Origin of the sequence: Curtobacterium sp. MCLR17_031 (assembly GCF_003234775.2) — a bacterium.
In the GTDB taxonomy this organism is placed as follows: Bacteria; Actinomycetota; Actinomycetes; order Actinomycetales; family Microbacteriaceae; genus Curtobacterium; species Curtobacterium flaccumfaciens.
In genome coordinates this window covers 1109290-1130773 of record NZ_CP126270.1, presented here as the reverse complement: position 1 = coordinate 1130773, position 21484 = coordinate 1109290, and the positions used below count along the sequence as shown (strand labels likewise).

The following is a 21484-nucleotide window of genomic DNA, read 5'->3' as shown; positions in this document are numbered from 1 at the left end:
TTCGCCGACAGCAATGCGGTGGTGCGGAAATACGGACGGGAGGCGCGGTGCCAGCTGGCACCGCGCCTCCCGTCTGTCGTACTGGTGGCGTCGAGATCGTTACTCGGCGTCCCCTGCCGGCTCCTGCGCGACGCCCGCCGTGAAGGCGGACAGGTCGACGGCGTCGCCGTTGGTGTCCTTGACGGTCACCTTGGACAGGACGGTCGCGACCGCCTTCGAGCGGGCGACCTCGCCGACCATGCCGGGGATCTGGCCGTTCTGGTCGATGACCTTGATGAACTCGGCCGGCTCCATGCCGTACTGCGCGGCGGCCTGGATGAGGTACTGGGTCAGTTCCTCCTGCGAGACCTGGATCTCTTCCTTCTCGGCGATCGCGTCGAGGAGGATCTGCGAGCGGAAGGCGGTCTCGCTGGACTCGGAGACCTCCTTGCGGTGCTCCTCGTCCTCGAGGCGGTTCTCCTGCTCGAGGTGACGGTGCACCTCGTCGGCGATGAGCTGCTCCGAGATCGGGATGTTGACGTCCTCGGTGAGCTTCTCGACGAGCTTGTCGCGAGCCGCGGCGCCCTGACCGAAGGTCTTGGACTTCGCGATCTGCTCCTTCAGGTCGGCCTTGAGCTCGTCGATGGTGTCGAACTGGCTGGCGATCTGGGCGAACTCGTCGTCGGCCTCGGGGAGCTCGCGCTCCTTGACGGCGGTGACGGTGACGGCGATCTGAGCGGTCTCGCCCTCGCGGTCGCCACCGACGAGCTTCGACTCGAAGGTCGTCGACTCACCGGCGGTCAGGGACTCGAGCGCCTCGTCGATGCCCTCGAGCAGGTCGCCGGAGCCGATCTCGTAGGAGACGCCGGTGGCCGAGTCGACCTCGTCGTCGCCGATGCTGGCGGTGAGGTCGATCTGCGCGAAGTCGCCGGTCTTCGCCGGACGGTCGACCGTCACGAGCGTGCCGAAGCGGGTGCGGAGGTTCTGCAGTTCCTCTTCGATCTCGTCGTCCGACACCTCGACGGCGTCGACGGTGAGCTCGTACGAGGAGTAGTCCGGCAGGTCGAACTCGGGGCGGACGTCGACCTCGAAGGTGAGGACGAGGTCGCCGGTGAAGTCCGCGACGTTCGGCAGCTCGGCGACGTCGGCCTCGGCGCGGCCGAGGATGCGCAGCTCCTGCTCTTCGACCGCCTGGCGGTAGAAGTTGTCGATGGCGTCACCGACGGCGTGGTTCAGGACCTCGCCGCGGCCGACGCGCTGGTCGACGATCGCCGGCGGGACCTTGCCCTTGCGGAAGCCGGGGATGTTGATCTGCTCGGCGATGTGCTTGTAGGCGTGGTCGATGCTCGGCTTGAGATCGTCCGGCGTCACGTTCACGGTGAGCTTGACGCGGGTGTCGCTCACCTTGTCGACGGTGCTGGTGGCCAAGGGATGTTCTCCTGTTGGTTGACGTTCGTGTGGTCGGTGGTGCTCGGAGGACCTGGTCGGGGCGACAGGATTTGAACCTGCGACCTCCCGCTCCCAAAGCGGGCGCTCTACCAAGCTGAGCTACGCCCCGTTGCTTCGTGCCAGGGATCAGTCGCGCACGCCGAGGGGCGCATGCGACCCCGGTGAGTCTAGCGGTCCGACGGCGCGCTGTTCCCGGGGGTTGCCCAGTCGTCCTCCGCGGCGCGTCGCAGACCCCGCCGCCACCGGATCCCGACGGCCACCTGGACCCCGAGGGCAGCCACCGCGAGCAGCAGCCCGACGACGATCCGCCAGACGTGCAGCAGTGCGTGCGCGGGTTGCGTCTGCGGGTCACCGAACAGGTCGGGACGCAGGGACAGCACCGCGGCGGCGAGGACCACCAGCACGTACGAGACCACCCGCGACCAGCGGATGGTGCGCTCGGCACCGGCGTCCGGCTTCGGGATGACGCGCGTCGGCATGTCGGTGCTCGTTCGTCCGCTACGATGGTCGGGCTGCGCCTGGTGCGCAGGCGCGGGGATGTAGCTCAATGGTAGAGCCCCAGTCTTCCAAACTGGCTACGCGGGTTCGATTCCCGTCATCCCCTCCACAACACGGGCGCTCCGCCGACAGCGATTCCCGTCATCCCCTCCACAACACGGGCGCTCCGCCGACAGCGATTCCCGTCATCCCCTCCACAACACGGGCGCTCCGCCGACAGCGATTCCCGTCATCCCCTCCACAACACGGGCGCTCCGCCGCCAGCGATTCCCGTCGTCCCCTCCACAGAACCCCTCGGCGCACGCGCGTCAGGGGTCGGCGAACTCCAGGGTGATCTCCGGGGAGTCGCCGAGTTCCACCCGGGCACGCTTCCGCTCCGCCGCACGCAACGGCACGAGGTACCCGCCGTCCTTCGGGAACAGCGACGTCGTCCACGTCACCGCGCCGATCGTCACGCGTGCCGGGATCACACCCCACCCGTAGGTGAGCACCGGCGCGAGGTCGGCGATGACCTCGGCGGCGTCCGGCGGCACGACCGCGAAGACGAACGGTGACGGGCCGCGCCACTCGATCACCTCGCCGCGCAACTCGAGCTCCATGCCGCGATCGTACGGCCGCGGCGTCGAGCGCGCCGGGCGGGGATTCGTTCTCGGTGGATGACGGTTCCGGTTCACGATCGCCGGGTTCTGCGAACCGGAACCGTCACGGGCGAGAAAGAACTGGTGCCTCCCCCTCCTCTCCCCCCGCCCAGCGGGACCCGGACGACGGACGCGCCCCGTGCCTCCAGGCCGGAGCCGGGGAGCACGGGGCGCGAGTCGCTGTCAGTACGCGAGCGTCAGCGGTACGACGCGGCCTGTCCGTACAGCACCTTGGTGAAGGAGGAGACGTAGGCGGATTCGTCGCCTCCCGGCAGGTTGTACGTCATGAAGACGCCGTACCCGTCGGCCTTCGTGCGCTGTGCGAGCGAGACCGCGGTGGCCTGCGGGGTGTTCTGGATGTCGACCGCGGCGGCGGAGACCTTCGACTTCGGCAGGCCCGGGATCGTCGGTGCCGTGTAGGAGCCGTAGTAGGGGTTCCAGGCGTAGTCGAGCTTCCCGCCGATCGACGGGCTCGCGGTCTTCAGGGCGTCGGACGACGGGCCGATGTCGTAGAACGAGATGATCTTGCCCGGCATGTCCGCCCGCAGGGCACTGATGAGCCAGCCGATGGACTGCTGGTTCGGCTGCGGGGTGCCGTTCACGCCGTAATCCGAGTACTCGTCGTCCAGGTCGACGCCGTCGAGTCCGTACTTCTTGACCGTCGCGGAGACCTGCGCCGCGAAGTCCCGCGCCGCGGCCTTCGTCGGGAAGTTCGCCAGGCCGGCGCCCTGGTGGTTGCCGAGCACCGAGAGTGTCACCTTGATGCCCTTGGCCTGCAGCGGGCGGATCTGCGTGGCGGCCTGGTCGAGGGTCCGCTGCACGTTCTCGTTGTTGTACAGGACCGCCTTGCCGTCCTCGTAGTTGATGTTCGCGGCGAAGATGATCGCCACGTCGAACGCGTTCGCGCCGTTCTCCAGCGTGTACCGCCCGACGTTGGCGAGCTCGTCGTTGTTCACCTCGACGTAGGCGATGCTCGTCGGCCCCGACTTGGTGGGCGCAGCGTGGTGCCCGTGGCCATGACCGTGGCCGTGCCCGCCGCCGTGGGACGAACCGTGTCCGTGCCCGTGGCTGGACCCGGACGAGGAGGGCGCCGCGGACGCTGCGGCGGGCACCAGTGGTACCGCGAGCATGGCGACCAGTGCGGTCGCGATGCTGAACTTCGTGGACTGCTTCATGTGGTTCCTCCTTGGGTGGGACGGGCGGTCGGTCAGTCGGTCAGTCGGTCGGTCAGTTGCGCGGGAACCGGAAGGTGCGGACCTCGTAGGCGTCGACGGCGAACGAGGACGCGGCCGCGGCCGCGTCGGACGACGCCCCGGCGTCACCGAGCGGTTCCTCGAGCAGGGTCACCTCGGCGCCAGCACCGAAGGTCGCCTCATCGGCCGACACCGCGATGCCCCCGGTCCCCCGCTGCCCGGACGGCTCGTAGACGCGCACGACCAGGTCGCCCGACCGGTCGTCGGCGAGCTTGACGCTCGACAGCACGACGTCGCCGGAGACCTGCACGAGCGGGTCGAAGCCGTGCGCCCCGGTGATCGTCCGCGCGCCCGCGTTCATCCGCACGCCGGCCGACGTGGCTCCGAGCTGGTCGGTGCCGATGACGATGCCGTACCGGTGCGTCTGCACGCCCTGGTCGGTCTCGGGGTCCGGGAACCGCGGTGCTCGCAGCAGCGACAGCCGCACGGTCGTGGTGACGTGCCCGTCGACGGCGTCGCGCGTGGTGTCGAAGCCGTGGATCGAGTCGTTCACGAGGGCGACGCCGAAGCCCGGCTCGGACACCAGCACGTAGCGGTGCATCGAGGTCTCGAACTTCGCGGCCTCCCACGAGGTGTTCGTGTGCGTCACCCGCTTCTGCGCGCCGAACTGCGTCTCGGCGACGGTGTGCTCGGCGCGGACGTCGAGCGGGAACGCCACCTTGAGGAACTTCTCGGTTTCGTGCCAGTCGGTCATCTGGTCGAACTCCAGGGTGCGGGACCCCGGCGCCAGGACGATCTCCTGCGTCACCGTCGAGTCGCCGAACGCCCGGGAGACGACGACCCGTGCGACCCCGGACTCGTCGACCGACGCGGTCAGCCCGGTGGTCGACACGAGGTCCTCGACCCGGTTGCGGTAGTACCGGTCGACGTCCCACGCGTCCCACATGTTCGGGAAGTCCTGGTGCAGCTGCAGCAGGTTCGCCGCCTGCCCGGCCGCGATCGCCTCGCGCCCGCTCGCCAGGTCGACGGCGCTCGTCACGAGCCCTTGCGCGTCGACGACGACCCGCACCAGGTTGTTCGCCAGCACGTACCCGCCGTCCTGCTCGGTCAGGGACACGGCGGTCGCCGCCACCACGTCGGTCGCCACGACCGCGCCCTGCGCGGGTGCACCGGCCTGGAGGAACGGGGCCGGGTTCACGACGACGGCCGCGTCCCCGGTGCCGGCGAGCGCCGAGAGCGCCTGGTCGATGATCGCGGTCAGCGCCGCGGCCGTCTCGGCGTACCGCTCGACCGCTTCGCGGTGCACCCACGCGATCGAGGTGCCCGGCAGGATGTCGTGGAACTGCTGGAGCAGGACCTGCTGCCACAGGGCGTCGAGCTCGTCGTACGGGTAGGTGAAGTCGGTGCGGGCGGCGGCGGTCGCGGCCCAGAGCTCGGCCTCGATGAGCAGCTGCTCGCACCGACGGTTGCCCTGCTTCGTGCCGTGCTGCGACGTGAGCGTGGCCCGGTGCAGCTCGAGGTACAGCTCCCCCACCCACACGGGCGGATCGGTCAGCTCGGACTTCGCCCGGTCGAAGAACGTGTCCGGGTGCTCCCAGCGGACCTTCGCGCTGCCCTCGAGGTCGGCCAACCGTGCGGCGGTGCCGGTCATCTCGCGGGTGGTGCCACCGCCGCCGTCGCCCCAGCCGACCGGGGCGATCGAGCCGGTGGCGAGTCGGTTCTCGCGGAACTGGCGGGAGGCCTTCGCGACCTCGCTGCCGGACAACCGTGAGTTGTAGGTGTCCATCGACGGGAAGTGCGAGAACACCCGCGACCCGTCGATGCCCTCCCACAGGAACGTGTGGTGCGGGAACTTGTTCACCTGGTTCCACGAGATCTTCTGCGTGAAGAACCACTCGAAGCCCGCGCGGCGCATCAGCTGCGGCAGCGCCGGCGAGTACCCGAAGCTGTCCGGCAGCCAGACGCCCTTGGGTCGGATGCCGAACTCGCGCTCGAAGAACCGCTGGCCCTGCGAGAACTGCCGGACGATGCTCTCGCCGGTCGGCATCACGGTGTCGGACTCGACCCACATGCCGCCGATCGGCAGGAACCGGCCGGCCTCGACCGCGGCCTTGACCCGGGCGTAGACCTCGGGGCGGTGCTCCTTGATCCACGCGTACTGCTGCGCGCTCGACATGCCGTACAGGAAGTCGTCGGTCTGGTCGATGAGCTCGGTCATGGTCGACGTGGTGCGGGCGACCTTGCGGACGGTCTCGCGCACGGGCCAGAGCCAGGCGGAGTCGATGTGGGCGTGCCCGACGGCCGAGATCGTGTGCGCCGAGGCCTCGGCGGGAGCGGCCAGCACCTCGGCGAGCGCCGCACGGGCGTCGCCGGCGGTCTCCGGGATGTGCTGCAGGTCGAGCGTGTCGAGGGCGTCGTCGAGGGCCTGCAGGATCCGCATGCGTCGGGGTCCGGCGGGCAGCTCGGCCTGCAGTTCGAGCAGGACGTCGATGTCGAGGGCGAGTTCGTGCACCTCGGACTCGAAGACGGCGAGCTCCATCCGGCGGGTGGCGTAGAGGCGCTTCGAGGACGAGGTCTGCACGTCGCCCTCCTGCGTCGGCAGGAAGGGGTGGTAGTCGAGCAGGACGGGGTTCGACGCGGCCTCGACGAACAGTTCGACGGTCTCGCCGCCCTCGGCCCGCTCGGTGACCAGGACCCACTGGTTGCGCGGGTTGATCGACTTCACAGGGGTGCCGTCGGCCAGGTACACGAGTCCCTCGCACTGGAACCCGGGCATGTTCTTGTCGAAGCCGAGGTCGATCACGGCCTCCACCCGACGTCCGGCCCACTCGGTCGGCACGGTCCCGGTCAGCCGGAACCACGTCGTGCCCCAGGCCGCACCCCACGGAGTGCCGACTTCGTAGGGCTCGAACGTGAGCGCGAGCCCCTCGGTCGGCGGGACCGGCTCCCCCGGCAGCTCGTGCCAAGCGGCCTGCAGGGCTGTCGTGGTCGCGTGCACCGCGGGGGTGATCCGCTCGTCGAGCACCCGTCGGGCGCGTCCGGTGGTGAGGGGGATGTCGTCGTGCATGGGGCCTTCCGGGGTCAGGGCGTGGTCGCCGGGTGGGCGACGCGGACGGTGGTGGTGTCGAGGTCGGAGGGCACGTCGACGCAGCGGTCGATGCCGCGGGCGGCCAGCAGCGCGGTGTCCGAGCGTCGGGAGCGCAGGACGACCTGCGGGCCGCGGCCGTCCGGAGCGGCCTCGGCCAGGGCGAGCCAGGCGGCGGCGAACCGACCGCCGGGGGCGCAGTCGGCACGGGTGCCGTGCCGGTCGGTGCCGTCGGACAGCACGTCGTCGAGGACGAGCGCGGTGGTCGGCGGTACGGCGCGGGCGTCGCGGGTGTGCTCGGCGCGGGCGAGGGCGGCGAACGCCTCGCCGGCGGGCTTCAGCCGTCCGTCGTTCGTGAACAGCCCGAGGTCGTACTCGAGCTCCGGGAAGTCCGCGAGCGACCGGGCGACGTCGTGAGAGCACCACCACGTCACCCCGAGCACCTGCTGCGCGTCGAGGACGTGCCGGATGGTCTGCTCGGTGAAGGCGGCGGCGGCGGCGGAGTCGACGACGTTGGTGGGGGCGCCGACCTCCTGCAGCCAGTTCGGCCGGGCGGCGTCGCGGTTCCAGGCCGCGGCGAGCTGGAGCAGGTACTCCCCGTGCCGCACCGACCCGGCCCCGAGGGCGCCGTGCAGGGCCGCCGAGCCGTTGAACACCCACGAGTGCGTGACCGTGGCGTCACCGTGGTCCGCCGCGTGCTCGGGGCCGAAGGGCTGGGCGTCGTCGTACCAGGCGGCGTCGTACTGCGCGACGGTGACCAGTGGCCCGGGGCGCGACCCGGTGGCGGGCGGGACCGACGAGGCGGGGTCGAGCCGCGCCTCCAGTCCGGACGAAACGGACGACGCGACCGACGCCGACGACCCGGACGACAGCCCCGCTCGCGCCGCCGCGACCATCGCCGCCGCCCACGCGTGCCCCTGCTCCGCCGTGATCGTGTGCGGTGCGGGGTGCGGCGCGTGCGCGAACTGGTTGACCTCGTTGCCGATGGTGATCCCGAGCAGGTTGGGCTTGTCGGCGACCGCTCCGGCGAGCGCCCGGACGTACGCGGCGGTCGACGCGACCACGTCCGGGTCGGTGAACATGTTGCGGCGGTGCCAGCTGTCCAGCCAGGACGGCACGAAGTCGAAGCTCGACAGGTGCCCCTGCAGTGCGTCCACGTTGACGTCGAGGCCGAACGACCCGGCGAGGTCGACGACCGTCGCGACGTCGTCGAGGGCCTGCTGCCGGATGAGGGTCCGGTTCGGCTGGACGACCGGCCAGAGCGGGAAGATCCGCACGTGGTCGGCGCCGATCGACGCGATGGCCTCGAGGTCCCTGGCGGTGTCCGACCGCGAGAAGTCGAGCCACGAGTGGAACCAGCCGACCGAGGGCGTGTAGTTGACCCCGAAGCGCATCAGCCCTTCACACCGCCCTCTTCGACGCCCTTGAAGAAGAAGCGCTGCAGGACGGCGAAGATCACGGCGATCGGGATGAAGGCGATCATGGTGCCGGCCGCGATCATCCGCTGGTCGGTGGCGAACGTGCCCTGCAGGTACTGCAACCCGACGGTCAGGGTGAGGTTCTCGGGCGACTGCAGCACGATGAGCGGCCAGAGGAAGTCGTCCCACGCACCGATGAACGAGAAGATCGCGATGACCGCGATGGTCCCCTGCACGGCGGGCAGCGAGATGTACCGCAGACGTTGCATCGCGTTCGCGCCGTCCATCACCGCGGCCTGGTCGATCTCCTCGGGGATCTGCCGGAACGCGTTGAACATCAGCAGGACGTTGAGCGCCGCGATCATGCCGGGCAGGGCGACGCCGACCAGGTTGTCGGCGAGGCCGAGGTCCTTCACGGTGACGAACTGCGAGATGATCGTCGCCTCGCCGGGCAGCACGAGGGTGCCGAGGAACAGGCCGAGCACGAGCTTCCGGTGCCGCCACTGCAGACGGGCGAGGGCGAAGCCGGCCAGGGTCGCGAACACGATGTTGCCGAGCACGTCGATCGCGGCGACGAGCAGTGAGTTGCCGATGTACCGCCACACCGGGATCGCGGCGGCGACCTTCAGGTAGTTCTCGATGGTCGGTTCGGACGGGATGAACGACGGGTTCGCCGTGTAGATGTCCTCACCGGCGCCCTTGAGCGACGTGGAGAGCTGCCAGAGGAACGGGCCGATCGTGATGAAGAGCACCACGATGAGCAGGACGTAGCGGACGACCTTCTCGCGGGTGGACATGACACCCCAGACCGCGCGACGCCGCTTGCGCCCGTCGCGTCCGCCTCGTCCGTTCTGCCTGGAGGCCCGTCCAGCGCCCGTCGCGCCGGTCACGTCCGGCGTCGGGCTGGCTGCGCCCTGCGCGCCGCCGATGACGGGTTCGGTCGTGCTGGTCGTGTTCGTCACTTGTCCGCCTTGCTGTTCATCCGGGCGAGGGCGAGCATCGGCACGAGCGTCACGACGAAGAGCAGGAGGCTCAGGGCGGACGCGTAGCCGAGGTTGCCGGTGAAGCCGCGGGCGTACTGCTGGATGAGCATGACGAGCGAGTTGTCCTGCCCGCCGGGTCCGCCGGTGCCGTTGGTGAGGATGTAGAGCTCGCTGAACACCCGGAGCGCGGACACGCACACCAGGATCCCGACGAGCGTCATGGTGCCGCGGACCCCGGGCATCGTGACCGACCAGAAGCGTCGGACCGCGCCGGCACCGTCGAGGGCGGCGGCCTCGTGCAGGTCCTTGCCGACGTTCCCGAGGGCGGCCAGGAAGATGATCATGTAGTAGCCGAGCCCCTTCCACACCGTCAGGCTGATGGCGCTGAGGAGCAGCAGCCACCGGTCGGTCAGGAACGGGACGCTGCCCTGCACGACGCCGAGGGCCTGCGCCATCTCGTTGATGACGCCGCGGTCGTCGAGGATCCACGTCCAGATGAGCCCGACGACCACCGCGGACGCGATGACCGGCGTGTAGAACGCAGTGCGGAAGAACGCGATCCCGGGCAGCTTCTGCTGCACGAGCACCGCGATGAGGAGCGGGAGGACCGTCAGCAGCGGCAGGCACACCGCCATGTAGATGACGCTGTTGAGCAGCGCCTCCCACACCTGCGGGTCGGCGAGCAGGGTCTCGAAGTTCTGGACCCCGACCCACTGGCTGACGCCGCCGAGCGGGCTGGCGTTCGTGAACGACAACCGGACCGTGTTGATCGAGGGCCACAAGCTGAACGCGACGAGCCAGATCAGTGCCGGCAGGACGAGCAACCAGGGCGTGTACCAGCGATTCGCACGCATCAGCCGTTGGCCAGCAGGCTGTTCATCTTGGTCTGGGCGGTCTGCAGTGCCTTCTCGGGCGCCACCTGGCCCTTCATCGCGAGGGCGATCTGCTGGTCGAGGAAGTCCGTCATCGCGGAGTTCGCCTCGACCGGGTTGATCACCTTCGCCGTCTTCAGGGCCTCGTTCGCCAGGACCCGGGCCTCGCCGTTCACGGTGCCGTCGTCCTTCGAGAAGTACGGGTCGGACTGCGACGACGTGGTGGACGGGAAGATGTTGACCTTGTGCGCGAACGCCTCCTGGTTCTCCGCGTTCGTCATGAACTTCGCGAAGGCCTCGGCGGTGGCGAGGTGCTTCGACTTGCTCGAGACCGACAGGCCCTGCACGTAGAGCGGCGGGGTGTCGAGCGCCGGGCTGACGGTGACCTTGCCCTTGAGCGACGGGTTGTTCTTCTCGAAGTCGGCGAGCGAGGTGGCGCCACCGGTGGTCCAGGCGACCTTGGCCTGCGTGAACAGGGTCGAGTTGCCGAGGTAGTCGCTGTTCAGCACGTTGGAGGGCATGTAGCCGTCCTGGTACGCGTCCTTGTAGCGGTCGATCAGGTCGGCGGCCTTCGACGAGTCGGCGAAGGTGAACTTCGTGCCGTCGGCGTTGAGCACCTTGACGCCGGCGAGGGTGAAGTCACCGAGGCCCGGCTTCCGGCTCATCAGGTAGTCGGTCGGGCAGTTGTCGTGCATGGTCTTCGCCTGCGTGAACAGCTCGTCGGTGGTCTTCGGCGGGTTCTTCGCGTCGAGGCCGCACTTGGCGAACATCGTCGAGTTCCAGTAGTTCACGTCGGTGTTGAGGTACCAGGGGTACCCGAACGTGCCGTCCACTCCCTTGTACTCGTACGAGTCCAACGCGCCGGCGACGTACGTGCTGGCGAGCTTCGAGTCGTCCTTCGCGACGTCCTGCAGGAACCCGCGCTTCGCGAGCGGCAGGGCGATGTCCGGCGGCAGGTTGATCACGTCGGGCAGGCTGTTCGACGAGGCCTGGCTGAGCACCTTGTCGGCGTACCCGTCGCCGGGCTGGTCCTGCAGCTTGACCTTCGCGTCCGGGTGGGCCTGCTCGAAGTCCTTGATGACCCCGTTGAGGTAGCCCGTGTAGGTCGGCGTGAGCGCCCAGGTCTGCAGGGTGATGGTGCCGCTGATCTCGCCGCCACCGTTGTCGGCCGCGTTCCCGCCGCTCGAGCAGCCGGTCAGGACGAGCGCTGTGGCGGCGGCCGTCGCGAGCAGCGCGGTGCCGCGGCCCCTCGTCATGCGTGTGGTGGTCCTCATGGCGTCTGACTCCCTCGTCATAGCTGAACCGGTTCAGCAGCAGTCACCGAACCCGTGTGTGGCAGCCACTGTGAATGACTAAAGCGCTATAGTCAACCCCGTGGCCACCAAGCGTCGAACGACGATCGCCGACATCGCCGCGCGGGCCGGTGTGTCCATCAGCGCGGTGTCGTTCGCGTTGAACGACCGCCCCGGCGTCTCCGACGAGACCCGTCGCCGCGTGCGCGAGATCGCCCGCGAGCTCGACTGGCAGCCGCACACCGCTGCCCGGGCACTCGGCGGCGCGAAGGCCGGTTCCATCGGGTTCGTGCTGAACCGCCCGGCCCGGACCCTGGGCACGGAGTCGTTCTTCGGTGACCTGATCTCCGGCATCCAACTCGGGCTCGCCGGCACGCACGTCGGCATGAACCTGCTCGTCGCGCGCGATGCCGAGGAAGAACTCGAGACCTACCGGGACTGGTGGCGCGGACACCGTGTCGACGGCGTGATCGTGATCGACCCCCGTCGCGACGACGCCCGGCTCGCCCTGCTCGCCGACCTCGGCATGCCCACCGTCGTCGTCGGCTCGCACCCCTCGCCCGACGGCGCCGCACCCACGGTCTGGATCGACGACTCGGACGCCACCGACACCGTTCTGCGGTACCTGCACGCCCTCGGGCACCGACGCATCGCGCACGTCGCCGGCAGGCCTGAGTTCGAGCACACCGCCATGCGCATGGACCGGCTCCGGGCGTTCGCTGCCGACGAGGGGCTCGACGACGCGGTCTCGGTGCCGACGGACTACTCGGCCGAGGCCGGCGCGAGCGCCACCCGCACCCTGCTGTCCCGGAGCGTCCGACCGACCGCGATCGTCTACGACAACGACGTGCTCGCCGTCGCCGGGCTGGGCGTGGCGAGCGAGATGGGCGTCGCGGTACCCGGGGACGTCTCGATCGTGTCCTTCGACGACTCGGCGATGATCCGGCTCGTCCGTCCGGCGATCACCTCGCTCACCCGCGACACCGTCGAGCTCGGGCAGCGTGCGGCGACCCTGCTGCGCGCGCAGATCGACGCCAGCGCCCCGCTCCCCTCACGCCCGGGCCCCTCCCTCACCCTGAGCGTCCGCGAGACCACCGGCCGCGCCCCCGTCTGACCCGCTCCGGACGTCGGCGCCGACGCCCCACTCCCGCTCCCGCTGCCGCCGCTCCCGCCGCCGCTCCCGAAGCGCGGCGTGGCTGCCTGCATCTGGCGCACGCACCGCACTGCACTGCGCCGACGCGGGACGACGTGGTCTTCTCCGCGCCGTGACGGTTCTGGTTCACGAAACCCGAGGATCGTGAACCAGAACCGTCATCGATGCGGATCGGAACCTCCTACCCCCGCCCTCGACGGTCACCGGCGGTTCGTCGGGGGTCGGACCCGCTCGAGGGCCCGCCGCATGGACGACGTCGTGCTGAAGCCGAAGCGGGTCGCGACGTCGGACGGGCGGTCGCCTCGGGTGAGTGCGCTGCGGACGGCGAGACTGCGGTACCAGCGGCCGAGCTGCGCGGGCGAGCAACCCGTCGCTGCGACGCACCGGCGCTCGAGGGTGCGCTCCGACATCCGGACACCGACGAGGAGGGCCTGCAGAGACGACGGACCGGCCGGATCGAACAGGCGGTCGAGGATCCGCGCGAGACCGTTGTCACCGAGCATCGGAGGTGGGTTGTCGCGGAGCACCGTCGTGACGACGAGCCGGGCGAGGGCCTGCTGCTGCGCGCCGTGCCACCTCCCACCGTCGAGGTGTCCGACGTGGCGGAGCGCGAGGCCGACGTCGGGCGAGGGCGCACCGGGTGGGCCGGTGCTCGCGAGGGGTGGGAGCGCGAGGACCTCTTCGGCGAGCGGGCCGAGCGTTGCGGCTCCGACGAGGACACCGGTCAGCGCGAAGAGTGCCTCGTGCGGGAACGCGTACGTCTCTGCGACGCGGGGCGGGCCGGAGCGCTCGGGGGCCGTGCTGATCGTGATCGTCGCGTGCCCTTCGACGAGGGCAGCGGTGCCGGCGTCGACGATCGCGATGTCGTCTCCGTGCCGGACCCACACGGAGCGGGACCGCGTCGCCACCCAGACGTGGGTGCCCGTCGGTTCGACGTCGAGCGTCCACGCCTCGTCGTCGGACCGGACCTCGGTGCCCGGCCCCACCTGGAGCCCGACGGCGTCGGTCAGTGCTCGGAGCGCGTCACCCATCCGACGAGCGTGATCCATGGGCAGCACGCATGGGCGTCGATCGGGTGGCCTGTGGAAGAGGGGGGATAACCCCACCCGGGGTGGGGAGAGGGCAGGATGGGGGAACGGCTCCGCGATCGCGAGGCTGGATGCATGACCGACACCGACCGCCTCGACCAGGCGCGAACCGTCCCGCTGGACGACGTCACGCCTTCGCCCGACCAGGCCCAGACCGTCCCGCTGGGCGACTCCGTGCCCCCTGGAGCCACCAAGCCGATGCCCCAGTACCCGCGCCAGCACCAGCACGACACCCAGGACGACCGGCAGTCCCCGCCGGCGTCGTGGAGCGCCACCCCGCGGGTCGGGTCCGGTCCGGTCGGTGGTTCCGGTCGCGGGTCCGGCATGACCGCCGGGCAGTTCTACCGCGACGCGTGGAAGCGCCTGCCGCGGGACTTCGGCTACATGGCGCTCACCGCCGTGCTGCTCTGCACGCTGTACTTCGCGTTCCCGACGGCGATCTTCGGTGGCGGGTTCCGCGACCTCTTCAACCCCTTCGTCCTGCTCATGTTCTTCATCGCGCTGTTCGTGGCGCGGTGGCTCGGACAGTTCGAGAAGCTCCGCATGAGCTGGGCCGACCGACGCCCGATCCGCCCGGTGGACTGGACGCCCCGGTGGCAGCAGAACTGGTGGACCCGCACGGGGTCGGCCGTCGCCAACCCGCACTACTGGCTCTACCTGCTGCACGCCGCGGTCGTGTACCCGCTCGTCGCGGTCGTGACCGTCGGGACCGGTGCGCTGCTGCTCGTCGGCTTCGCCTGGCCGATCGTCGTGGGCGGACTGTACTTCGCGAGCAACGTCCGGGTCGGCTACTTCCCGGACAGCGTCGGGTTCGTGACCGGCGTCGGCGCCCTCGGGCTGCTGTCGATGACCGCCTCGGTCGTGCTCTTCCCGCTCTGGGCCCGCGGCTCCGTCCTGGCGCACTACTGGGTCGACTTCGGCTTGCTGGGTGGCTTCCGTGCCGAGCAGCTCGAGCAGCGCGTCGCCGGACTGCAGGCCTCCCGTGCCGGTGCCGTCACCGCCGAGGGGCAGGCACTCCGCCAGATCGAGCGCGACCTGCACGACGGCCCGCAGCAGCGGCTGGTGCGACTCCGCATGGACCTGTCCGCCGCCGAGCGCGCCTTCGAGAAGGACCCCGAGAAGGCCAAGCAGCTCATCGGTGAGGCATCCGAGCACGCCCAGGACGCCCTCGACGAACTGCGCGCCCTGTCACGCGGCTTCGCCCCGCCGATCCTGCTCGACCGCGGACTCGTCGCGGCGCTCGAGGCACTGGTCGCCCGCACCCCGATCCCGGTGGGCCTGGACGTCCGGCTGCCCGAGGGCCTGGAGCTCGCCACGGAGATCCAGCGCAACGTGTACTTCACGGTGAGCGAGCTGCTGACGAACACCATGAAGCACGCCGGCGCCACCACCGCCGGGGTGTACCTCGGCCTGGTCGTCGACGCCTCGGGCCTCTGGTACCTGACGGTCAGCGTCACCGACGACGGCCGGGGCGGTGCCCGACCGCAGCAGGGCCACGGGATCGAGGGCCTGATCGGCCGCATGCGGGCCCTCGACGGCGACCTGGTCGTCTCGAGCCCCGAGGGTGGCCCGACCGAGGCCACCGCCCGGATCCCCCTCGGAGCCCTGAACGGCGTCCCGACGGCGGCGAACCAGCGGTCGTGACCCCACGGGGGCGCCCGCGCTCCCACTAGGCTGGTCGGCATGACAGACGGCCCGGATGCAGCACGCATCCGGGCCGTCGTCGTCGACGACGCCGTCCTGCTGCGCGAGGGCCTGGCCCGCGTGCTCGACGAGGCCGGCATCGACGTCATCGGGCAGTACTCCGACGCCCGGGCCTTCCTGGCGACGCTGCCCGAGGGTGCACCCGACGTCGTGGTGATGGACGTGCGGATGCCACCGACCTTCACCGACGAGGGTGTCCGCGCCGCCGTCGAGACCCGCCGGATCGCTCCACGGACGGGTGTGCTCCTGCTCTCCCAGTACGTCGAGGCCACCTACGCCGAGGACGTCCTCGCGGCCGGCGCGACCGGCATCGGGTACCTGCTCAAGGACCGCGTCACCCGGCTCGAGGAGATCGACGACGCCGTCCGCCGCATCGCCGCCGGCGGCACCGTGCTCGACCCCGAGGTCGTCACGCAGCTGATGAGCCGCCGCCGCGACCCGCTCGCGGCCCTGACCCCGCGCGAGCGTGACGTGCTCGGGCTGATGGCCGAGGGCCGCACGAACGCCGCGATCGCCCGCGCCCTGGTGATCGGCACCGGTGCCGTCGAGAAGCACGTGTCGAGCATCTTCGGCAAGCTCGCGCTCGAGGACACCGGAGAGGACCACCGCCGCGTCCTCGCCGTCCTCGCCTACCTCGGATGAGCCGAGCCCGAGGATGAACCGGGTCCCCGCGCCCCTGCTGGCCCTCACCGCGATGGTGTCCGTCCAGCTCGGCGCCGCGATCGCGAAGGCCCACTTCGACGACGTCGGTGCGGTCGGGGCCGCCACGCTCCGGCTCGTCATCGGTGCCGTCGTGCTCGCCCTGGTGGTCCGTCCACGCGTCCGGCACTGGACGCGGGCGCAGTGGCTCGGTGCGGTCGGCCTCGGCCTGGCGCTCGGCGGCATGAACGTCTTCATCTACCTGTCGTTCGCGAGCATCCCGATCGGTGTCGCCGTGACGATCGAGTTCCTCGGGCCGCTCGCCCTGTCGCTCGTGCACACCCGGCGCTGGCGCGATGCCCTGTGGGCCGTGCTGGCGCTCGCCGGGGTCGTGCTGCTCGGCGTCGGCCCGACCGCGGTGACCGAGGTGGGCGGAGTCGTCTGGGCGGTCCTCGCTGCCGCGTGCTGGGCGGGCTACATCGTGATGAACCGGCACGTCGGCGCCGCGATCCCCGGCGTCGACGGGCTCGTCGTGTCGATGGTGGTCGCGATGCTCGTGTCGTTGCCGTTCGGGCTCCGGTCCGCAGTGGACGGCGTCGTGCGCGAGCCGACGCTCCTGCTCGTCTTCGGAGCCGTCGCCGTGCTGTCCAGCGTGCTGCCGTACGCCCTCGAGATGCTCGCGCTCCGCCGGATGCCGACACGGGTGTTCGGGGTGCTGCAGAGCCTCGGCCCGGCGATCGCCGCCCTGGCCGGCCTCGTCGTGCTGGCCGAAGGGCTCTCGGTGCTCGAGACGGTCGCCCTGGCGTGCGTCACCGCCGCGAGCGTCGGCGTGACGCTGTCGGCCCGTCGCCGACGCGGCGGACCGGTGGGGTGAACGAAGAGGAGGCCCGGATCACGTCCGCCGACGGCGGTGCGTGATCCGGGCCTCCTGAGAAGACCGTCTACTCGTCGCGCAGGAAGTCTGCGTACGTGGGTTCCGACTGCTCACCCGACAGGAGGGCCGGATCGTTGATCCGACGCTCGACGTAGGCGCTGATGACCTCGGGCGGGGTGAGCACGTGGGCGACCCAGGACGGCACCGCTGCGTTCTTCATGGTGCCTCCTTCGTGAGCACGGGTCCGGATCGAATGCCTCGATCAGTGAGTTACTTGCTGAACCCGCGTTCGCTAAACCATCCTCGGAGTGCGGGTGGAAGTCAACGCAGTGCGTTCTGCGGACTCCGGTTCGCGCTGTCCCGGTCGACACGGAGCGTGCGGTGCTTCACCGCGGAACGCCACACCCACGCCTCGGCCTGCTGCCCGAACTGCGCCCACTCCACCAGTACGGCGTCGCGGGTCCAGCTCTTCGCGAAGGCCTTCACCCGGACGTGGAAGGTCGGGAACTGGATCCACGCCCAGACCGGCTTCGGGGTGACGGCGTGGCAGACGTCGCCGCCGCGGGCGTCCTCGGACAGGGAGTACGCGCGCGGACGCTCGACCTCCGGGTGTTCCGGGGGCTGCCACCGGTTCTCGCGACGCCGTCCCACGACGGTATTCGAACGTGTGTTCGAACGACAGTCAAGTCGACCGCGCCGTCTGGACGACGACCTCGCGTCGTACGGGCGTGTCGTCGGCGGGCGGCAGGGCGGGCGGGGACGCGTTCCCACGTCGTTGACGGTTCTGGTGCACGATCCCCGGGCGGCGCGAACCGGAACCGTCATCGCGCGGACACGAACGCCCGTCCGTCGCCGGTCGGAGCAGCAGGAGCGGACGCCGCACTCCGGCTCACCTCAGCCCGCGCGGGCCGCCAGGCGCTCGGAGCGTCGGCGTGCCTGCTCCGCGGGGTCCGGCACCGGGGCGGCCTGGATGAGCCGTCGTGTGTACGGGTCCTGTGGCGAGCGCAGGATGGCGTCGCGGGTGCCGTGTTCGGCGACCCGGCCGCCGTGCAGCACGACGACCCGGTCGCACAGGGTGTCGACCACGGCGAGGTCGTGCGTGACGAACAGGCACGCGAACCCGAGGCGTTGCTGCAGCTCGCGGAACACGTCGAGCACGCGGGCCTGCACCGACACGTCGAGCGCGCTCGTCGGCTCGTCGGCGATCAGGAGCGCGGGGTCGAGGGCCACCGCGCGGGCGATCGCGACGCGTTGCCGTTGGCCCCCGGAGAGTTCGTGCGGGTAGCGCTCGGCGTACCCGCCGTCGAGACCGACGTCGGCGAGGAGCCGTTCGACACGTTCCTCGACCTGCGCCGTCGGCAGCCGGAGGATCTGGCGGAGCGGCTCGGCGACGGTCTGCCCGACGGTGTACCGGGGGTTGAGCGACCGGAGCGGGTTCTGGAACACCACGCCGACGTGCTGGCGCATCTGCCGTCGGGCGGCTCGTCGTGCGCCGGCGACGTCGGTGCCCTCGACGACCACCGAGCCCGAGGTGATCGGCGCGAGGCCCACCGCGGCCCGGCCGATGGTGGTCTTGCCGCTGCCGGACTCCCCCACCAGGCCGACGATCTCGCCACGGCCGACGGTGAACGACACGTCGTCGACGGCACGGAAGCGCCCGCGCAGGGCGCCGCCGTACTCGACCACGAGGTGCCGGACGTCCAGGACGGCGGCCGGGGGCGCCGTGGCGGAGCCGAGCCGGGCCTCCAGACCGGACCCGGTGCCCATGCGCGGGACCGCAGCGAGCAGTTCGCGCGTGTAGTCGGCGGACGGTGCGGCGAAGACCGCCTCGGCGGTGCCGGTCTCGACGACGCGTCCGCGGCGCATCACGACCACGCGGTCGGCGAGGTCCGCGACGACACCCATGTCGTGGGTGATCAGCAGGATGGCGGTGCCGGTGCGCTCGCGCAGCGCGCGGAGGACGTCGAGCACCTCGGCCTGCACCGTGACGTCGAGGGCGGTCGTCGGCTCGTCCGCGATGAGCAGGTCCGGGTCGGCGGCGAGCGCCATCGCGATCATCACGCGCTGGGCCTGCCCACCGGAGAGTTCGTGCGGGTACTGGCCCAGGCGGCGTTCGGGTTCGGGGACCTCCACGGCGCGGAGCAGCTCGAGCGAGCGTTCCCGGACGGCGGCGCGGTCGTGCTGGCCGTCGGTGCGTCGGACGGCCTCGGCGAGCTGGAACCCGATGGTGAACACCGGGTTCAGCGCCGCGGACGGGTCCTGGAAGATCATCGACACGCTGCGGCCCCGGACCGACCGGAGGGTACGCTCGTCGGTGCCGATGACCTCGAGGTCGCCGAGTCGGATGCTCCCCGAGGCGCGCGCACCGTCGGGGGCGATGCCCATCGCGGTCATCGCGGTCATGCTCTTGCCGGAGCCGGACTCGCCCACGACCGCGACGACCTCGCCCCGGGCCACGGTGAACGAGGCGTCGTCGACGGCGCGGACCACCTCGCCGTCGACGTCGAACGTGACGGTGAGGTGCTCGACGGTCAGGACGTCGGTGGTGCCGCTCATGGGGTCTCCGGAGGGTCGGTGTCGTCGCGGGCGGCCTTGAAGGCCTCCCACTCCTCGAGCATCTTGCGGTGGTAGCCCTGCAGCCACTGCATGTAGTCGCGGCCGTTGAGCAGACGCTCGCGGACCTCGGCGTCCACGTCGCCCGTGCCGGTGCGGCCGGCACCCTCGACGACGGCGAGCCCACGGCCGATGATGTCGCGCTGCCGGTCGAGGTACTTCCGTTCGCTGGCGAGCCAGGAGCCCCAGACGTCGGCCTCGGCGCGGAAGTAGTGACTGCGCTCGCCGGGGACGATGTGGCGCTTCACGAACCCGGAGTCGACGAGCCGCCGGGTGGCCATCGACACCGACCCCGAGCTGGCGCCGAGCGCAGCCTGCAGGTCGGACGACGACGAGTGCGGCGCGCGGGTCATCATCAGGTAGCCGAGCACCCGGGCGTCGGTGAGGGGCATGCCCGCACCGTCGTTGAGCATCAGGGCGAACTCCTCGACGAAGGCCTGGCGCTCCGGTCCGAGCAGCCGGTCGTCGTCGGCGTCGGTGCCGGCGCCGTCGGTGCCGTCGGTGCCGTCGGTGCCCCTGTCGTCGGTCACGAGGCCAGCCCGGCGGCCACCTCGGGTCGCTCGTCCGGGATCGACCACGGCTCCTGCGACATGCCGCCACCGCCACGGATCGCCCGCACGGTGCCGTCCTCGTCGCGGGTGTAGGTGATGTCCTCGTCGACGGAGCCGAAGCGGTTGCCGTGGGTCATCCGCAGGGTGTCGGCGTCGACGACCTCGAGCCGGGTGGGGGTGTCCATCGGCTCGGGGCCGGACGGGTCGACCTCGACGAGCCGGTCACCGATCCGGGCGACGTCGGTGACGCCCCACGGGTTGGCGAAGCGCCCGGTGAAGGCGGCGGTGTCGACGTCGTCGGGCACCGGGGTCCCCGGGGCGTCGGCGTCGGCCGCGGCGTCGAGCATGGCGATGACCGCGGTGGCGATGAGCGTGGCGGGTCCGGCGGCGGCACTCGTGAGCACGGACACGACGAGCCCGGACGCCGGGTCGAACATCGACTGGGTGATGTGGCCGGGGAACCCGCCCGAGTGGCCGCGGATCTCCCGTCCGCCGATCCGGTCGACGATGAACCCGGCACCGTAGCCGCGGGCCGCGGGGTCGTCGGTGGCGCTCCAGGCCTTCCGCTGCGCGAGGCGCTTGGAGTGGTCGTCGAGCAGGGTGCCGTGCCCGATCACGTGCTGCGAGAAGTAGCGGACCAGGTCGGACGCGGTGCCGTGGAAGCCGGTGGCGGCGGCCATCGCGCGGGTGTCGACGTGGTCGATGCGCTGCCGGTGCCGGGCGGTGTGGAAGCCGGTGTACCCGACCACGAAGTCGTCGGCGCGTGCGGGGTCCCAGTCGGGGCCGGTGTTCCGCAAGCCCAGGGGTTCGGTGATCGACTCGCGCACGAAGTCGTTGTACGACTGCCCGGAGACCGCGGCGATGACCAGGCCGAGCAGGGAGTAGCCGAGGTTCGAGTAGTTGAACGACGAGCCGGTCGGCACCTTCTGGCCGCGGTCGAGCACGAGCGCCAGGAGTTCCTGCTCGTCAGGGAACGGACGGAGCAGGGACCAGTAGTCGCCGTCGTGTCCGTCGCGGATGACGCCGGCGCCCATCTCCATGAGCTCGCGCAGGGTGGCGTCGGCGAGCGGCGAGCCGCCGTCGACCAGTGCCGGGACGTACGTGCCGACGGTGTCGTCGAGCCGGAGCGACCCGCGCTCGGCGAGCTGCAGCAGGGCCGTCGCGGTGAAGGTCTTCGAGTGCGAGGCGATGCGGAACAGGTCGGTGGTGGTCAGGCGGCGCCCGGCCTCGACGTCGGCGTAGCCCCAGGCCTCGTCGAACAGGACCTCGCCGCCGAAGCCGACGGCGACCTGCACGCCGGGCACCCGCAGCTGCCACACCTTGTACGACACCCACTCACGGATGTAGGGCAGGGTCTTCCGGTACGCGGAGAGGGTGTCGGTCACGGTGGTCCTTTCGAAGGGCGGTGGTTCGAGTCTGGCGCGTCGGTCGCGACGGTGCCCGCCGCGACGCGGC

General features: G+C 70.9%; 19 protein-coding genes and 2 tRNA genes. 5 read left to right on the top strand and 16 right to left on the bottom strand.

Annotated elements, in window-relative coordinates; all coding sequences use genetic code 11:
• Nucleotides 1–99 precede the first annotated feature (99 nt).
• The 3 genes from tig to DEI96_RS05455 form a co-directional block, all read right to left on the bottom strand.
• Nucleotides 100–1407 carry a trigger factor gene (gene tig / locus DEI96_RS05465; RefSeq protein ID WP_027464695.1) on the bottom strand — a complete coding sequence of 436 codons (1308 nt, stop codon included), beginning with the start codon at nucleotides 1405–1407 and terminating at the stop codon, nucleotides 100–102.
• A 53-nt stretch (nucleotides 1408–1460) separates the two neighbouring features.
• Nucleotides 1461–1537 (bottom strand) — tRNA-Pro (locus DEI96_RS05460).
• A 58-nt stretch (nucleotides 1538–1595) separates the two neighbouring features.
• Nucleotides 1596–1907, bottom strand: coding sequence for a hypothetical protein (locus DEI96_RS05455; RefSeq protein WP_111024175.1), 312 nt, complete (start codon nucleotides 1905–1907; stop codon nucleotides 1596–1598).
• A 54-nt stretch (nucleotides 1908–1961) separates the two neighbouring features.
• On the opposite strand from DEI96_RS05455, the gene DEI96_RS05450 reads away from it, so the two are divergent.
• Nucleotides 1962–2035, top strand: a tRNA-Gly gene (locus DEI96_RS05450).
• 199 nt (nucleotides 2036–2234) lie between these two features.
• Here DEI96_RS05450 and DEI96_RS05445 read toward each other — a convergent pair.
• The 7 genes from DEI96_RS05445 to DEI96_RS05415 all read right to left on the bottom strand — a co-directional run bounded on the left by DEI96_RS05445 (nucleotide 2235) and on the right by DEI96_RS05415 (nucleotide 11371).
• Nucleotides 2235–2525: a DUF1905 domain-containing protein gene (locus tag DEI96_RS05445; RefSeq protein ID WP_111024176.1), complete on the bottom strand. Its 291-nt coding sequence runs from the start codon at nucleotides 2523–2525 to the stop codon at nucleotides 2235–2237.
• Nucleotides 2526–2761: 236 nt separating this feature from the next.
• Nucleotides 2762–3739, bottom strand: a complete 978-nt coding sequence (locus tag DEI96_RS05440; protein WP_111024177.1) for an endo-beta-N-acetylglucosaminidase H — start codon at nucleotides 3737–3739, stop codon at nucleotides 2762–2764.
• Between the two features lie 52 nt (nucleotides 3740–3791).
• Nucleotides 3792–6824, bottom strand: coding sequence for an alpha-mannosidase (locus DEI96_RS05435; protein ID WP_111024178.1), 3033 nt, complete (start codon nucleotides 6822–6824; stop codon nucleotides 3792–3794).
• 14 nt (nucleotides 6825–6838) lie between these two features.
• A complete protein-coding gene (locus tag DEI96_RS05430) occupies nucleotides 6839–8236 on the bottom strand; it encodes a glycoside hydrolase 5 family protein (protein ID WP_111024179.1) in 1398 nt (465 codons plus the stop codon).
• Nucleotides 8236–9222 carry a carbohydrate ABC transporter permease gene (locus DEI96_RS05425; RefSeq protein ID WP_204166197.1) on the bottom strand — a complete coding sequence of 329 codons (987 nt, stop codon included), beginning with the start codon at nucleotides 9220–9222 and terminating at the stop codon, nucleotides 8236–8238. Before DEI96_RS05425 ends, DEI96_RS05430 begins: the two co-directional genes overlap by 1 nt.
• The gene (locus DEI96_RS05420) at nucleotides 9219–10097 is read right to left on the bottom strand and encodes a carbohydrate ABC transporter permease (protein WP_027464687.1); all 879 of its coding nucleotides are present in this window, start codon (nucleotides 10095–10097) and stop codon (nucleotides 9219–9221) included. Before DEI96_RS05420 ends, DEI96_RS05425 begins: the two co-directional genes overlap by 4 nt.
• A complete protein-coding gene (locus tag DEI96_RS05415; RefSeq protein ID WP_111024180.1) occupies nucleotides 10097–11371 on the bottom strand; it encodes an ABC transporter substrate-binding protein in 1275 nt (424 codons plus the stop codon). The genes DEI96_RS05420 and DEI96_RS05415 overlap by 1 nt, the downstream gene beginning before the upstream one ends.
• Nucleotides 11372–11489: 118 nt before the next feature.
• On the opposite strand from DEI96_RS05415, the gene DEI96_RS05410 reads away from it, so the two are divergent.
• The gene (locus DEI96_RS05410; RefSeq protein WP_111024181.1) at nucleotides 11490–12521 is read left to right on the top strand and encodes a LacI family DNA-binding transcriptional regulator; all 1032 of its coding nucleotides are present in this window, start codon (nucleotides 11490–11492) and stop codon (nucleotides 12519–12521) included.
• A 239-nt stretch (nucleotides 12522–12760) separates the two neighbouring features.
• Here DEI96_RS05410 and DEI96_RS05405 read toward each other — a convergent pair whose 3' ends face one another.
• Nucleotides 12761–13591, bottom strand: coding sequence for a helix-turn-helix domain-containing protein (locus DEI96_RS05405; protein ID WP_146246932.1), 831 nt, complete (start codon nucleotides 13589–13591; stop codon nucleotides 12761–12763).
• A gap of 132 nt (nucleotides 13592–13723) precedes the next feature.
• Here DEI96_RS05405 and DEI96_RS05400 point away from each other — a divergent pair, with 132 nt between their 5' ends.
• Genes DEI96_RS05400 through DEI96_RS05390 form a run of 3 tightly spaced genes read left to right on the top strand, consistent with a single transcriptional unit; the run spans nucleotide 13724 to nucleotide 16865 of the window.
• Nucleotides 13724–15292, top strand: coding sequence for a sensor histidine kinase (locus tag DEI96_RS05400; protein ID WP_111024184.1), 1569 nt, complete (start codon nucleotides 13724–13726; stop codon nucleotides 15290–15292).
• A gap of 39 nt (nucleotides 15293–15331) precedes the next feature.
• Nucleotides 15332–15994 (top strand): response regulator transcription factor, encoded by a 663-nt coding sequence (locus DEI96_RS05395; RefSeq protein ID WP_027464682.1) that lies wholly within the window; start codon nucleotides 15332–15334, stop codon nucleotides 15992–15994.
• 13 nt (nucleotides 15995–16007) lie between these two features.
• A complete protein-coding gene (locus DEI96_RS05390; RefSeq protein ID WP_111024185.1) occupies nucleotides 16008–16865 on the top strand; it encodes an EamA family transporter in 858 nt (285 codons plus the stop codon).
• Between the two features lie 67 nt (nucleotides 16866–16932).
• Here the strand turns inward: DEI96_RS05390 and DEI96_RS05385 are convergent, their stop codons facing one another.
• From DEI96_RS05385 to DEI96_RS05365, 5 genes are all read right to left on the bottom strand, one after another.
• Nucleotides 16933–17085, bottom strand: a complete 153-nt coding sequence (locus DEI96_RS05385; protein WP_017886018.1) for a hypothetical protein — start codon at nucleotides 17083–17085, stop codon at nucleotides 16933–16935.
• A gap of 101 nt (nucleotides 17086–17186) precedes the next feature.
• On the bottom strand, nucleotides 17187–17516 hold the full coding sequence (locus DEI96_RS05380; protein WP_111024186.1) for a hypothetical protein: 330 nt from the start codon (nucleotides 17514–17516) through the stop codon (nucleotides 17187–17189).
• Nucleotides 17517–17759: 243 nt separating this feature from the next.
• Complete coding sequence (locus tag DEI96_RS05375; protein ID WP_111024187.1) at nucleotides 17760–19421, bottom strand: dipeptide ABC transporter ATP-binding protein; 1662 nt, start codon at nucleotides 19419–19421, stop codon at nucleotides 17760–17762.
• A complete protein-coding gene (locus DEI96_RS05370) occupies nucleotides 19418–20008 on the bottom strand; it encodes a GbsR/MarR family transcriptional regulator (RefSeq protein ID WP_111024188.1) in 591 nt (196 codons plus the stop codon). Before DEI96_RS05370 ends, DEI96_RS05375 begins: the two co-directional genes overlap by 4 nt.
• Nucleotides 20005–21414: a serine hydrolase gene (locus DEI96_RS05365; RefSeq protein WP_258372896.1), complete on the bottom strand. Its 1410-nt coding sequence runs from the start codon at nucleotides 21412–21414 to the stop codon at nucleotides 20005–20007. Before DEI96_RS05365 ends, DEI96_RS05370 begins: the two co-directional genes overlap by 4 nt.
• Nucleotides 21415–21484: the final 70 nt, after the last annotated feature.